Origin of the sequence: Chamaesiphon sp. VAR_69_metabat_338, assembly GCF_031423935.1 — a bacterium.
In the GTDB taxonomy this organism is placed as follows: Bacteria; Cyanobacteriota; Cyanobacteriia; order Cyanobacteriales; family Chamaesiphonaceae; genus Chamaesiphon.
Map to the genome: position 1 here is coordinate 1 of NZ_JANPGM010000208.1, position 13,945 is coordinate 13,945.

Genomic DNA, 13,945 nt, shown 5'->3' on the forward strand with positions numbered 1-13,945 from the left:
CCACGATTTCAATCGTAGGCACTCTGTTTGGCTATCGCGACAAATAGCCGAGAACAGCACTAGAATAGTTCAGCGTTCAGCCGGAAGGCTGAAAAGATCGGCGATACCGCCAAATGTCCCAAGGAGATCGCTCGCTCCATAAGTTACGATCGGCAACAGTAAAGACTGAAAAACTGTAACTAAAATAACAGCAATTCAACACTCAATCTAGATATGTATCCGCGAGCATCAATGCCATTGCCAATCTAGTTAAAACCTAATTAATATTCAAATCTATTATAAATAAGTAATCGCCGCACGTCTGAGATCGTTAAATAACTAATTGGCAAGGAGAGCAATTTTCATGGGAAGGATTTTTATCTGTGCGATCTACGGTGGCTATGATGGTGCCGCCGCCGATCCCGAAACGATCGGCAGTGCGCCAAATGAAGCTAGGGAAATGGTGTTCCTGCGCGATTTAATCGTCCCAGAATTGCGGAATCGGAGCTTTGAAGTGGTGGCTGTACCTGATTTCGACAACCCTAGATTAAGCATCGACTGGATCGATAAGCGTGCTAAACCAGGAGATATCGCCTTGGGGATACATGCCGATGCCTACGCGCAATCTCAGACTAGGGGGGTGAGTACTTTTTATATTGCCAAAAACGGCGAGCGCAAAAATCACGCACAGATGCTGTTGTTGGCTTTTTCCAGTCGCGTCCCCGATCTGCCCAGCCTTGGAGCCAAACCAGATACAGTTACGGGTACGGGGAGTTTATCCTTTTGTCGGCGGTTGACGATTCCATCATTATTAATGGAAATTGGCTTTAAACTCGATAGCGACGATCGCCAGAAGATCCAAGCTTATCGCCGCGAAATTGCTCTGGGGATTGCCGATGGTTTAGTTACCTGGAGCCGCGATGCCCAGATGCAAGCCACCAGCGGCAATCACACCATCACCGTCCATCTTAAAGTCAATGGGGAGTCCTATCCCGAATCGGGGATCTCGATCGATGGCAACGTGCATATCCCGATCGATCTAGCCGATCGTTTGGGGGTCAATCTGGCTCTCAATCCCCAAATGCGCCGGATTCGCTATCGCGGCATCGTTTATGTCAAAGCGATCGAATTGCGCGATCTGGGTATCTCGATCGTCTCCGAAATCGGCAAGATCTACAATATTCGCTCCAAACACGCCTTTAATACCGAAGATTTCGATCGGATTATGTGCGCGGGGCATACAACCGTCGCTCAGCTCAATGACTTTCTGGCTGCCAATAGCCAAGAGGCATTGGAACAGTTTCCCAACCTCACCCAGATCTATCTCGAAGAAGCTAAAGCCGAAGGCGTCAATTACGATCTCGCCTTTGCCCAAATGTGTCTAGAAACCCGCTTTTTGCATTTTGGCGGTGCGATCTCGCCCGAATTTAATAATTTTGCCAGCTTAGGCGATAGGCAGTCCGAGTGGGCAAAATTCCCCAATCTCCGCCTGGGAATTCGCGCCCACATCCAACAGCTCAAAGCTTATGCCAGTAACGATCTGCTAGTCCAAGAATGTGTCGCCCCCAGATTTGAACTCGTCAAACGTGGCGTCGCACCTACCATGCGCCAGCTAAATGGCCGATGGTCGGCAGATAGCCAATATACGATTAAAATTGCTGCTGTATTAAGACGCTTGTACGAGACGGCGGGGATCTTTTAGGAGTGAGAGCGAGCCAATCTTTGGCTCAAATCTAGCTGCGAACGTAGTCCGATCGAGTCTTACCATCGCATCTTAGCTGGCATCACGATCGGCAGTCTGGGCAGCAGCGGCAGATTACAGGCGATCGGCAACAAATCACATCCAACTGCGTCAAAACTATCAGCTAAACTTCTAAGATATAATTTAGAAGTGAGGAGCCTACGAAAATCGGCTCTAGTTTAGCCAAACAGAGCTAGTTAGCTGAGATTGCTACAAGAATCGTATAGGTGTGATTTGTATGTCAGAATCCCAAGAAAACTCACCCATTGAAGATCGATCGGAAGTTACAGCACCACACAATAAAACTAGTCAATCGTTACGAAATAATAGCTTGAAAGCATTGCATCAAGGCAGTAAATATCTGTCCTTGTTATTGTTGAGTACGATCGCCAGTTGCTCGTTCGGCTACTTGGCGGCCAAAGAAGAACCACTGCAAAAATCGACGCTTGAATCTCCGGCTGTCGCCAATCCCAGCATTGCTAGCAGCAAGAGTATCTTGGCTAGTGCCAATACGAACTTTATTACCCAAGTTGTCGATAAAGTCGGCCCTGCTGTTGTCAGAATCAACGCCTCAACCACAGTAGCCGTCGATTCAGGCACGGATGAAACCGACAATCCATACTTACGGCGGTTTTTTGGCAACCGGGCACCACAACAAGGCTCGGGAGCGACCGAACGCCAAATCAGACAGGGTACGGGATCTGGGTTTATCGTCAGCAGCAATGGCAGTACGGGTCAAATTATGACCAACGCTCACGTTGTTTCTGGCGCAACCAAAGTGACTGTCACCCTCAAAGATGGCCGGACGATCGCGGGTAAAGTCCGAGGGATCGATCGGGTAACAGACGTTGCCGTCGTCGAGATCGCCGATAAAAATCTGCCCACGATTCAAGTTGGAGATTCTGAGAAAATCAAACCAGGGGAATGGGCGATCGCGATCGGCAATCCGCTCGGGTTGGATAATACCGTCACAGCGGGGATTATCAGTGGTACCGGGCGCACTGGCAGCGAAATCGGCGCGGCGGACAAACGCGTCAACTACATCCAAACCGATGCTGCGATCAATCCTGGTAACTCCGGCGGCCCCCTGCTCGATGCCAGCGGACGCGTTATCGGCATGAATACGGCCATTCTGCGCGGTACCCAAGGCTTGGGCTTTGCCATTCCCATCAATACCGCCCAACGGATTGCGAATCAATTAATTGCCAATGGCAAAGTCGATCACCCCTTCCTCGGCGTGCAGATGATTAATCTGACGCCCGAACTCAAGAACCAAGTCAATAGCGATCCCAACGCCAATCTCAAGCTCGATACCGACAAAGGTACCCTGATCGCTCGCGTCGTCCGCAATTCACCCGCCGCATCTGCTGGCATCAAAACTGGGGATATTATTACTAGCGTCAACGGCAAAGCTGTCCAAAATTCCAACCAAGTCCAACAAGCGATCGAAACAACTAAGATTGGTAGTAGCATCCCCATCCGCATCCGTCGCAACGGCCAAGATGTGGATCTTAACGTTACTCCTGTCGCCGCACCACCGATCGCCGATAGCCAAGAATCTCCCTAAGATGCGGTTGGCGATCGCCTATTTGTGAGTTACTAGTAATAGCTGAGATCTAGGGTACCCACGAGGGGCACCCCTACAGGTTAATTGTGTAGGGGTGCCCCTCCTGGGTCCCCTGATGTTCGCCCCGCTCCCTGTCTTGTCTCGCTATACCGTCGGGGAACCCGACGAGCGCGAGCCGCAACTCCCAACTCCCAACTTTGACAATTTACTTCTACACCGATCGAGAACCACTCTATGGTTGCTTTTCCAACTTTTCCAAACATGGATTTGTGATGGATAAATTGTGGTGGAATACCACCGAACACTATTTCCAAGCCCAAAAATTTGTCGGTACGCCCTACCTCGAACAAATTCGATCGGTTAATAGTCCCAAAGATGCCGCCGTTTTGGGTCGCAAACGCAGTTTGCCCCTGCGCAGCGATTGGGAACAGGTTAAAGACGAAATCATGTTCAAAGTCGTGTCGTGCAAATTTCAAGTTCACCTCGATATCCGCGAAATTTTACTCGGGACAGGCGATGAAGAGATCGTCGAAAATGCACCCCACGACTATTATTGGGGCTGCGGCAAAGATGGTAGTGGTCGCAATCAACTCGGATTGACTTTAATGCGGGTCAGAGAGAAGTTAAAATTAATTGATAATTGATAGTTGATAATTGATAATTAATTGTGAGTTAAACGCTCTTTAGCTTTGACTGCGCCGATTTCATCGCTTTTATCCGTCAATTGATTTTGTGAATTTAGGGTATGGCTATCTAAACAAATCTCTACCCTCTGTCTTGACCGCAACGCATGCTGAGGGAACCGTCTAGCGACACGTCTCGCTTCGCTCGTCTACAGCGCGATTTCGGTCGCTACCATCTACCATCTACCCTCTACCCTCTACCCCCTAATGATAAAATCCTGGCTAGTAATCGGCATCGTGGCGGTAGCAGTGGCGTTTGGGCTGGGGCGACTGAATACGCCCGAAGGATATCGCTGGTTCAATCGCCAACGTCGTCCGGCTTGGCTGACATTCGAGGGGCTAATTCCAGTTATTTGGACGGTCATTCTAATCTGTGGCGTGTGGTCGGCTTACAATGTGTGGGAAGCAGCACCGAGTAAAAATCCACCCTGGGGCTTGATGGCTGGATATCTGCTGTTAGAGGTGGCAATTATGCTCTATACGCCTTCAATGTTTTGGTTTAAGAATCTTCGTGCTGGCACGATCGTCGGTGCCGCAGGCTGGGTTTTAGGGCTAATTCTGACGATCTTGGTATATCCCGTTTCGAGTACGGCGACATTTCTATTGATACCCTACCTGCTTTGGAGTCCGATTGGGACTTATGTGACTTGGGTGATGGAAGGGTTGAATTAGGGGATAGGGATTAGGGGATAGGGATTAGGGAGCAGATCGAGATTGGATAAATTCGATCTGAAATGGGTTTAAGAATGTTAGTCAGACATTAGGTATCTACACTGCTTCAATCGATCTACTTATATCCCCTATCCCCTATTCCCTAACCTCTATCCCCTAACCCCTAGTACAATAGCGATCGAAACAATTCTACACCAAGGATATTACAGAGATCGTGGGCGAACAGTTATCACAATTATTAGAACCGCTAGCTAGTCAATTTCGCGCTCTCAATCTGCCCGAACTGCTGACTCATTGGGGGCATCCGTTCTTTATGAGTATCGTGATGTTTGTGATGGGTGGCTATGGTGCTTATGTTGGTTGGAAAGGGCGCATCCTAACAGCTAGCGATCCCAAAGCGGCGATCGAAAGTAAGGGAGAGCATCGCAAAATTATGCCGGTAATGTTTGCCATGATGGCGATCGGTGCCACTGGTGGGATCTTATCATTAGTCATCCAAAAACATGCGGTGATGGCGAGTCCCCACTTTTTGACTGGTAGTGTCGTTTTAATCTTCCTAGCAATTAATAGTCTGATCTCGTTTACTGGCTTCGGTGGTGACAAACCCGAACTGCGGAAAGTCCATGCTTATTTTGGCAGCACGATTTTGGTATTGATGGTCGTTCACGCGTTGATGGGCTTGAAATTGGGCTTATCGATCTAAACCATTTCAACTCATCGATCCTGCCAAAAAAACAATAGGGGCAATTCACGAATTGCCCCTATTGTTTTTTCGGTACGCACGCGACCCTAAACCCAAAATAAGCGCAGCGATAATCAGGCTGATAATACATCCGCGCTGCACTGCGACAATAACTCGGCTTGCTATACCAAGAACCACCGCGTAGGACATATGCAGAATTACCTCCATGCGCCCACGCACTGCCATCTGTCGGCGCATCGATGTAATTTCCATGATATTTATCCGCGCACCATTCGAGGATGTTGCCGTGCATGTCATATAGCCCATAAGCATTGGCTGGATAAATCCCAACAACGGTGGTTTCTTCGCTCCGATAATTTGCGACGGCTCCATCGATTGTCTCGCCATAGTAAAATGCTGTCTTTGTCCCCGCGCGGCAAGCATATTCCCATTCTGCTTCAGAAGGTAAACGGTAGTGTCGATCGGTCAATTGGGATAGTTTCTGACAGAACTCGATCGCATCATGCCAGGATACCGTCTCCACTGGTCGATCGCCACCCTGAAAATACGAAGGTCGAGCACCCATCACCGCTTCATACTGCGCTTGTGTGACCGGACATTTGCCCATGTAAAATGCTGGTACATGCACCCGATGCTGGGGTCGCTGATAATCGCTGCTGCCTTCTTCTAGTTTTGGCGCACCCATCAGAAAAGTCCTTGCTGGAATATTCACCATCTGTAATTTGACCCCACCACCCAAATTTTGGATGTAGCGAGAGGCAATGCCTGGAGATTTTTTGACAACAGTTTTATTGCCGCCCCAGAATGAATTAACGATCGCTACTTTGGCAGTTTCAAAGCCAAAAGAGTGGAGGACGAGAGTGGCAGTTTGAGTGGATTTGGTAACGGAGGCGATCGATCTTTGTCGCTGAATATCAATATCGAGATCGTCTCGCACCCCATTGATTATTACTGTTTTGCGATCGATCTCCAGAGCAGCTAAGACCTCTGCTGCCGATCGATAGCGTTGGGAAAGCGAATTGACAATCATTTTATCCAATACTTGGCCGAGCTGTTCGTCCACTTGATTATCGACCAAATAATCGCGCCACACCCAAGCATCTTGACTCAAATCGAACAGGTCGAAAGGTGAAACTTGAGTCAGTAAATAAATACAAGTTACCCCTAAACTATAGATATCGCTAGCAAATGCTGGCTTGCCTCGCACTTGTTCGGGTGCAACGTATTCGGGGCTGCCGATGACCGTTCCCGTTTTGGCTAACATCGTTTGAGTCGCTTGTTTAGCCGCACCAAAATCGACTAAAACTAACTCGCAATCGCTCGATCGCCGGATGATATTTGCAGGTTTGAGATCGCGGTGAATAATCGGTGGTGACTGGTGATGTAAGAAGTCTAAAACTGGGAGTAAAGATAATAATAATTCGCGAATTTGATGTCGATCGAACCGCCCATTTGTCGCTACTTCCTGTTGCAAATTTTGCCCATCGACAAACTGTTGAACTAAATATGGTTGACCATCCAGATCGAAGCGATCGAGAAGTTCGGGAATCTGTGCATGTTTGCCCAATGTCTTCAAATGTTTGGCTTCTTCATAAAATAGATCGAGGGCAGTCTGTTTAATTTTGAGATCGCGATTATCGAAGGAAAACTGTTTGATAGCACACAGTGGTTTATGCGATCGATATTCATCTATCGCTTTAAAAGTTCTGCCAAAGCCACCCCGTCCGAGTAGCTGCTGGGCGCGATAGCGATCTTTAAGGAATAATTGCGCTCCACAAGACAGACAGAAGTTGGTATCGGGGCTATTTTGTGCTGGAGCGGGACAGACGGGGTTGAAGCAATAGCTCATGACAAGATCGATGCGGGAATGGATTGGGAGTGAATTTATCGATCGGTGAGGTGATTATGCCCATTCAGTCTGACGATTTTGATTGCGTTTGCTTCGTTTGTTTTGTATATTTAAGATATCTATTGTCTTATGATGGGCAAACATCAAAACGATGACACTGGTAACAAATTACGATATTTCTAGCCTACCGACCGCAGCCGAGATCGAGCTATCTGCGGAAAGTAGTCGCACCCTAGCAACTTACCTCGACGCTGGGCAAACTACTCAAGTCCTCAAAGTCACAGATGCCAATGGCCAGGAACGAGAAGTAGTCATTCCCGCCACCGCGATGCATCTACTAGTTGAGATTCTAAAGCACATTGCTGCTGGAGATGCGATCGCACTCAACCCAATCCATGCCGAACTTACTACTCAAGAAGCTGCTAATTTACTGAATGTTTCTCGTCCTTATCTGATTAAACTCATAGAAAAGGGTGAGATTTCCCATCGTAAGGTCGGTAAACATCGACGGGTATTATATACCGATCTAATGGCATATAAGCAGCAAAGCTATCGACGACAATCAGCAGCTCTCGACGAACTTGCTGCACAGGCACAGGAATTAAATATGGGATATTAGTTACGCCCAATGGATGCTAATTTTACGGTTATTTACGATGCCTGCGTTCTCTATCCGGCTCCTTTGCGAGACTTGTTGATGCAATTAGCTCTCACGGGATTATTCCAGGCACGTTGGACAGATAGAATTCATGATGAATGGACGCGCAACGTGCTCAAGAATCGTCCCGATCTCACTATGTCACAACTAAATCGCACTAGGTTGATGATGAATGCTGCTGTGGATGATGCGCTGGTATCTGGCTATGAGGATATTATCGATAGCTTGGAGTTGCCAGATCCTGACGATCGACACGTTCTCGCCGCCGCGATCTCATCTCAAGCTAACTATATTATTACCTTTAATCTGAAAGACTTTCCCGCTGCCATTTTAGATAAGTTTGAAATCGAAGCACAGCATCCGGATCGATTTATTAGCGACTCGATCGATCTTAACTCTGCCGTTGTGTTAGCAAGTGCGGAAGCTTGTCGCCAGAGATTGAAGAATCCACCAAAATCGGTTGAAGAATATCTAGAAATACTACTTAATCAAGGATTACCAAATTCCACTAAGCTGCTGCGTCAGCTCGGTTACAATGGGTGGCGATCGAGTTGAATACTAGGTTAATGTAAATTGTTGGCGTAGCAAATGCTCTTTATTCCCGATCTACGTCAACGGCATGAGGCTTGAGATTAAAAAATATGAAACTAAACATCCCCGAACTGTCTTTAGTCGTCCTCATCGGTGCATCCGGTTCGGGAAAATCGTCCTTCGCGCGCAAACATTTTCTAGGTACCGAAATCATCTCATCCGATTACTGTCGATCGATCGTTTGTGATGATGAAACCAATCAGGCGGCGACTACCGATGCCTTTGAATTGCTGCATTATATTGTGGCCAAACGGCTCAAAGGTGGCAAATTGACGGTGGTGGATGCCACGAATGTCAAGCCCGAAGATCGCAAACCATTATTACAATTAGCCAAAGATTATCATTGCTTTGCCGTCGCGATCGTCTTTAATTTACCCGCCCAATTGTGTCACGATCGCAATCAACAGCGGGAGAATCGCGACTTCGGTATTCATGTCGTCAAGCGGCATACCGAGAACATGAAGAAGTCGCTGCGGCATCTCGATCGTGAATTTCGATACGTGCATATTCTATCGAATGTCGAAGAAATTAATAACGTCGAAATCGATCGGCAACCGCTCTGGAATAATCGCAAAACCGAACATGGCCCATTCGATATCATCGGTGATATTCATGGTTGCTGTGACGAATTAGAAATATTACTCACACAGTTAGGTTATGTCGCGCATCAAGAACCACAGCAGCCTTGCTGGGACTTCCCCACCTATAAACATCCTAGCGGACGACAGGTGATGTTTGTCGGTGATTTGGTCGATCGAGGGATCCGCAATCTCGACTCGATTAAACTCGCCCGTAATATGGTGGCGGCGGGAAGTGCCCTGTGCGTCTGTGGCAATCACGAGTTTAAATTGCTGCGTTATTTACGCGGTAAAAACGTCAAACTCAATCATGGCTTAGAGCTGACCGTCGCCGAAATTGAAGCTTTGCCCGAACCGCTTCAGACTGAATTTCGTGCTCAACTAGCGAAATTTATCGACTCGCTGATTAGTCACTATATCTTCGATGATGGCAAGCTGGTTATCGCTCATGCTGGCCTCAAGGAGGAGCTACAAGGACGCACTTCCGGTCACGTCCGCTCTTTTGCCATGTATGGCGAAACCACGGGTGAGATCGACGAATATGGCTTACCCGTCCGCGCGAACTGGGCGCGGGAGTATCGCGGCGCGGCGACCGTAGTTTACGGACACGTACCCGTTCTCGAAGCAGAATGGCTCAATAATACGCTCGATATCGATACTGGCTGCGTCTTTGGTGGTAAATTAACAGCGTTGAAATATCCCGAACGCGAGATCGTCCAAGTCCCAGCCGCGCGGGTCTATTACGAACCGATCCGACCGTTGGATGAGAGTAAAAACGAACGCACCGCCCAACAAGCAGATGATGATATCTTAGACATCGCCGATGTCTTGGGCAAGCGGTTTATTAATACTCGTCTGCAAGCAAATATTGCCATTCAGGCTGATCGATCGATCGCCGCTCTAGAAGTAATGAGCCGCTTTGCTGCCAATCCCAAGTGGCTGATTTATCTACCGCCCACGATGTCACCAGTGGCAACTTCCAAGCTGTCAGGATATCTCGAATATCCTACCGAAGCCTTCGATTATTATCGGATGATGGGCATTGATGAAGTTGTCTGCGAAGAGAAACACATGGGTTCGCGGGCGGTATTAATTATCTGTCAAGATGAAGCCGCCGTCGAAAAACGATTTGGAATTACGGGTGAAGGTATCGGCATCTGTTATGCCCGCACGGGACGCAGATTTTTTAACGATTCGCAACTAGAAACCGCATTTCTCGATCGCGTGCGGAATGCTTTAACTGCCTGTGACTTCTGGCAACGCCTAGAGACTGACTGGGTATGCTTGGATTGCGAATTGATGCCGTGGTCTGCCAAAGCACAAAGCTTGCTACGCGGTCAATATGCGCCCGTGGGAGCAGCGGCCAATCATGCTCTAGATTATGCCACCCAGCTATATCAGCAGGCTTTTGACAGAGGTATCGCCGTTGCACCACAACTGGAAAAATTGCAGATTCGATCGACTATGGCGCATAAATACGTCGAAGCTTACCGTCGCTACTGTTGGACTGTAGACTCGATCGAGGATTTCAAACTCGCACCGTTCCATATTATGGCAACTGAGGGCGCGGTACATACTGATAAAGATCATCGCTGGCACATGCACCAGATCGCCCAAATCTGTCAGTCAGACTCGATCCTGCTTGCCACTACCCACCGGATTGTCAATCTCCAAGATGAAGCCGCAGTCACCGCCGCCACCCAATGGTGGGAAACCTTAACCCAAGCTGGCGGCGAGGGCATGGTCGTCAAATCGATGCAGTTTATCAATTCTGGTAGCAGAGGTTTAATTCAACCTGCGGTTAAAGTACGCGGATCTGAATATCTACGGATTATTTATGGGCCCGAATACGATCTTCCCGAACATCTAGAGCGTCTGCGCCAGCGGGGTTTGGGTGCCAAACGCAATCTGGCATTGCGGGAATTTGCTTTGGGTGTGGAGGCGTTAGAAAGGTTTGTGGCGAAGTTGCCGCTACGGCAGGTACATGAATGCGTGTTCGGAGTGTTGGCATTAGAAAGCGAACCGATCGATCCGCGTTTGTAAGATGAAGTCTAGAAAATATCCCTGACTTCTCTTCAAGAAGTTGGGGATATCGAACCTCTCATAGTTTTTAGTCAATAAGAGTTAAAATAGTTATAGATTAAAACATAACCTGCGCTCGTGACTCGATTTCCTCATGATGAATTTGCAAAAGGTTTTTTGGAATCCTTATTGTCCCCATTCGGACAAGTTCAGACCTCTTTCAAAATTAGTTCTGAAGTCAGAGAAATCGATATCTATTTTCAAGCCAATGACTCGACTCGATCGATTCCAGAACTAGGACTATTAGGAAGGTTCAATCGAATGCCATTACTGAAGTAGCAGCACTTCCACCCGATAGTCTAGGTCGTCAAGATGCCCTAGCTTGGTTGGGAAATTTAAGAGTTATACTGGAGGCTAGAGAGACTCAGGAGCCAGAGGAGGAAGAGTTGATGATGCAGTTATCACCATTATTTTTAGAGAAACTTCAAGCTGCCGAAGAGCGTGGTGAAGTTAAGGGACAGCAAGAGCTTGTTCTTCGCCAGTTAAATCGACGAATGGGGAATAATGTATCGTTGGAAGTCGAGGCAAAGGTTAAGTCTCTATCTTTGCCACAGTTGGAGGATTTAGGCGAGGCATTATTAGATTTTGCGCAGATGGTAGATCTAATTGGTTGGCTTGATGCTCACTGGGAGTGAAAATAGGCTAAGATTTTGCACTGCATCAGTTTTTGAGTTCATCATTACTAACCTATCGATCGGAGATTGTAACATCTAAAACTGGTTTCAATATCAGCGACTAAAGCTGACTCGACAATTCAGGAAATCAAATCAATCGTCGGAATTCAAACCATAATCATTTCCATTTGCACCGGCTGGCTTTACAGCACGATCGACAGTCAGAGTTAAAATGAATATATAGATTACTCGCCAGCACACTCGATCGCTAGAGCCAGTAAAAATAGAATGAGCGATAAATCTTCAGTAATCGAATTCAAAACCGATCGAATTGTCTGTGTCGATCTAGATAATTTACATCTGTTTGGTGAAGTTATCGATACGATTGCTGTCTCCTCTCGCTATTGGGTCAGACCACTAACGATCGCCAAATCCACCCCCGAAAGTTTTAAGTTAGAATTTCTACACGATCTGCGCGAAACAGCACAACTGATCTTACCGACAAACCTATTTCGCGATGCTTTAGACACAGAAGTTTTACCGCTGATTTCTGAATTATTTCACCCAACTAAGGACTCAGAAAAAGCAGTAAATGCTCAAAGAGTATTGTATCAATTTATTACCAGTATCTATCGATCGCATCGGCATGATTGTCGATCGACTGATACGTTATAATCCTCCAAACCATTCATAACCCTGGTCTTCCCAATAGCCCTGCTTGGTGGCTAATCGATCGATCAAAGTCACTCTAGTCACCCATTTACTTTGCTTGTAACCCAGCTTAATCGGTGCTGCAAGACGTAAAGGTGCTCCATTATCTACAGGTAGCTGCTGACCATTTTTTTGATAGGCTAACAGCGTTTGTGGGTGCAGTGCCGAAGGTAAATCCCAACTATTATAGTAACCATCCCCAGATTCAAAATAGACATACCGAGCGGTATTTTTTGGCTGGGCAAGCGCGATTAAATCTCTAAGCCGCACTCCTCCCCATTGGACGATCGCCGCCCAACCTTCAACGCAGACATGCTGAATTACCATCGATCGCAATGGCAACTTTTTAATATCGCTCATGCTCAATTGCATCGGCTGATTTACCGCACCATCGATAATTAGTTTAAAAGTAGTCGGATCGATTTCGGGTGCATCGGTAAAACTATTAATGATGAGTGCTTTGGGATCGATATCGCTGACTGGATATTCGCGAGCTAAAGCTTGGGGTTTAAGTAATAATTCTTCGACTCGTTGATTGAGCGGATCGATCGCATTCCCGATATTAGTAGAATACTGATTCAATCCACAACTATCGAGCACTAAACCTATCCCCGCGAAACCAGATAGTTGTAATAATTGCCGCCGATTCATTGGATTCATAATTAGTTGGAAGTTGGAGTTAGAATTCCATTGAGGTAGGGGAAATTCATGAATTGCCCCTACCTCAATCCTGGATTTTCAAACAAACATCGATCGCCAAATTCTCAGTCCGCCGACTTTTAAACCCATGAGCATATGGACGATCGTAAATATTAAGGCGATCGGGACTGTCAGAAAATGAATGGTACGGAGCGTTTGCCAACTGCCAAATAAACCTGCCAACCAGCCTAACTGCACTGGTTTATACATCGCCAATCCACTCGCGATCGCCAAAAGTAAAATGGGAATGATACCCGTATAAATCAACCGATGCCAAGCATAAGTTTTGCGCTTAGAATTTTGTCCGACCTTCAGTGCTTGCAGATCGCTACTAGAGACAAACCGCCGTTGCCAACGTTTTGTCAAGCCAATATAGATGCCATAAATTAGCAAGTTAAACGAAAAAACCCACATCGTGGCAAAGTGCCAATCCCTACCACCCGCCAACCAACCACCCAAAGTCATAAAATCGGGAAATCGCCAACCTTCTTTGCCACCAAATACAGGAGTGGCATTATAAATCTGAAGTCCGCTACCAATCATCAATAATAGACTGACAATAATGATGCTATGAAATAGCTTGACAATGATTTTTTGATGAGGAATTGGAGGCGATTTTTTTGGTGTTGCCATAATTAAAACTAGTAAAATCGATCGCCACAACTATTCCCCGCTGCGATCGAGGACAAGTAGCAGTGAATTAACATAGTCTGAATGTAGAGTTTAAGTGCCTAGATGTGACCGAGCCTGAAAGCATTGAAGCTATTGGTGACTAGTAGATAAGAGATATAGCAAGCTGGTGTGGGTTTACACATAAG

General features: G+C 46.9%; 14 protein-coding genes. 11 read left to right on the forward strand and 3 right to left on the reverse strand.

Annotated elements, in window-relative coordinates; translation table 11 throughout:
* Positions 1-343 precede the first annotated feature (343 nt).
* The 5 genes from RMO84_RS06045 to RMO84_RS06065 all read left to right on the forward strand — a co-directional run bounded on the left by RMO84_RS06045 (position 344) and on the right by RMO84_RS06065 (position 5,345).
* A complete protein-coding gene (locus RMO84_RS06045) occupies positions 344-1,681 on the forward strand; it encodes an N-acetylmuramoyl-L-alanine amidase (protein WP_310487573.1) in 1,338 nt (445 codons plus the stop codon).
* A gap of 277 nt (positions 1,682-1,958) precedes the next feature.
* Positions 1,959-3,287, forward strand: a complete 1,329-nt coding sequence (locus RMO84_RS06050) for an HhoA/HhoB/HtrA family serine endopeptidase (RefSeq protein WP_310487574.1) — start codon at positions 1,959-1,961, stop codon at positions 3,285-3,287.
* Positions 3,288-3,484: 197 nt separating this feature from the next.
* Positions 3,485-3,931, forward strand: a complete 447-nt coding sequence (locus RMO84_RS06055; protein ID WP_310487575.1) for an NADAR family protein — start codon at positions 3,485-3,487, stop codon at positions 3,929-3,931.
* A gap of 246 nt (positions 3,932-4,177) precedes the next feature.
* On the forward strand, positions 4,178-4,642 hold the full coding sequence (locus tag RMO84_RS06060) for a TspO/MBR family protein (protein WP_310487576.1): 465 nt from the start codon (positions 4,178-4,180) through the stop codon (positions 4,640-4,642).
* 214 nt (positions 4,643-4,856) lie between these two features.
* Positions 4,857-5,345: a DUF4079 domain-containing protein gene (locus tag RMO84_RS06065; protein ID WP_310487577.1), complete on the forward strand. Its 489-nt coding sequence runs from the start codon at positions 4,857-4,859 to the stop codon at positions 5,343-5,345.
* 58 nt (positions 5,346-5,403) lie between these two features.
* On the opposite strand, the gene RMO84_RS06070 is transcribed toward RMO84_RS06065, so the two are convergent.
* Entirely contained in the window at positions 5,404-7,194 is a 1,791-nt protein-coding gene (locus RMO84_RS06070) for a bifunctional serine/threonine-protein kinase/formylglycine-generating enzyme family protein (protein ID WP_310487578.1), read from the reverse strand.
* A 151-nt stretch (positions 7,195-7,345) separates the two neighbouring features.
* On the opposite strand from RMO84_RS06070, the gene RMO84_RS06075 reads away from it, so the two are divergent.
* The 6 genes from RMO84_RS06075 to RMO84_RS06100 all read left to right on the forward strand — a co-directional run bounded on the left by RMO84_RS06075 (position 7,346) and on the right by RMO84_RS06100 (position 12,392).
* A complete protein-coding gene (locus RMO84_RS06075) occupies positions 7,346-7,813 on the forward strand; it encodes a helix-turn-helix domain-containing protein (protein ID WP_310487579.1) in 468 nt (155 codons plus the stop codon).
* Between the two features lie 9 nt (positions 7,814-7,822).
* Positions 7,823-8,407, forward strand: a complete 585-nt coding sequence (locus tag RMO84_RS06080; protein WP_310487580.1) for a PIN domain-containing protein — start codon at positions 7,823-7,825, stop codon at positions 8,405-8,407.
* An 86-nt stretch (positions 8,408-8,493) separates the two neighbouring features.
* Positions 8,494-11,064 carry a polynucleotide kinase-phosphatase gene (locus tag RMO84_RS06085; protein ID WP_310487581.1) on the forward strand — a complete coding sequence of 857 codons (2,571 nt, stop codon included), beginning with the start codon at positions 8,494-8,496 and terminating at the stop codon, positions 11,062-11,064.
* Between the two features lie 117 nt (positions 11,065-11,181).
* Positions 11,182-11,382, forward strand: a complete 201-nt coding sequence (locus RMO84_RS06090) for a hypothetical protein (protein WP_310487582.1) — start codon at positions 11,182-11,184, stop codon at positions 11,380-11,382.
* A gap of 110 nt (positions 11,383-11,492) precedes the next feature.
* A complete protein-coding gene (locus RMO84_RS06095) occupies positions 11,493-11,738 on the forward strand; it encodes a DUF4351 domain-containing protein (protein ID WP_310487583.1) in 246 nt (81 codons plus the stop codon).
* A gap of 267 nt (positions 11,739-12,005) precedes the next feature.
* On the forward strand, positions 12,006-12,392 hold the full coding sequence (locus RMO84_RS06100; protein ID WP_310487584.1) for a hypothetical protein: 387 nt from the start codon (positions 12,006-12,008) through the stop codon (positions 12,390-12,392).
* Here RMO84_RS06100 and RMO84_RS06105 read toward each other — a convergent pair.
* Positions 12,387-13,088 carry a molybdopterin-dependent oxidoreductase gene (locus RMO84_RS06105; protein ID WP_310487585.1) on the reverse strand — a complete coding sequence of 234 codons (702 nt, stop codon included), beginning with the start codon at positions 13,086-13,088 and terminating at the stop codon, positions 12,387-12,389. The two genes, RMO84_RS06100 and RMO84_RS06105, sit on opposite strands and share 6 nt — an antisense overlap.
* Positions 13,089-13,166: 78 nt before the next feature.
* Positions 13,167-13,760 carry a cytochrome b/b6 domain-containing protein gene (locus RMO84_RS06110; RefSeq protein ID WP_310487586.1) on the reverse strand — a complete coding sequence of 198 codons (594 nt, stop codon included), beginning with the start codon at positions 13,758-13,760 and terminating at the stop codon, positions 13,167-13,169.
* Between the last annotated feature and the right edge of the window lie 185 nt (positions 13,761-13,945).

Excerpts from the sequence above, each read along its gene's own strand:
- RMO84_RS06075 (WP_310487579.1), top strand. The coding sequence starts at position 7,346 with ATGACACTGGTAACAAATTACGATATTTCTAGCCTACCGACCGCAGCC.
- RMO84_RS06070 (WP_310487578.1), bottom strand. The coding sequence starts at position 7,194 with ATGAGCTATTGCTTCAACCCCGTCTGTCCCGCTCCAGCACAAAATAGC.
- RMO84_RS06105 (WP_310487585.1), bottom strand. The coding sequence starts at position 13,088 with ATGAATCCAATGAATCGGCGGCAATTATTACAACTATCTGGTTTCGCG.
- RMO84_RS06045 (WP_310487573.1), top strand. The coding sequence starts at position 344 with ATGGGAAGGATTTTTATCTGTGCGATCTACGGTGGCTATGATGGTGCC.
- RMO84_RS06085 (WP_310487581.1), top strand. The coding sequence starts at position 8,494 with ATGAAACTAAACATCCCCGAACTGTCTTTAGTCGTCCTCATCGGTGCA.
- RMO84_RS06100 (WP_310487584.1), top strand. The coding sequence starts at position 12,006 with ATGAGCGATAAATCTTCAGTAATCGAATTCAAAACCGATCGAATTGTC.
- RMO84_RS06110 (WP_310487586.1), bottom strand. The coding sequence starts at position 13,760 with ATGGCAACACCAAAAAAATCGCCTCCAATTCCTCATCAAAAAATCATT.
- RMO84_RS06080 (WP_310487580.1), top strand. The coding sequence starts at position 7,823 with ATGGATGCTAATTTTACGGTTATTTACGATGCCTGCGTTCTCTATCCG.
- RMO84_RS06060 (WP_310487576.1), top strand. The coding sequence starts at position 4,178 with ATGATAAAATCCTGGCTAGTAATCGGCATCGTGGCGGTAGCAGTGGCG.
- RMO84_RS06095 (WP_310487583.1), top strand. The coding sequence starts at position 11,493 with ATGATGCAGTTATCACCATTATTTTTAGAGAAACTTCAAGCTGCCGAA.
- RMO84_RS06050 (WP_310487574.1), top strand. The coding sequence starts at position 1,959 with ATGTCAGAATCCCAAGAAAACTCACCCATTGAAGATCGATCGGAAGTT.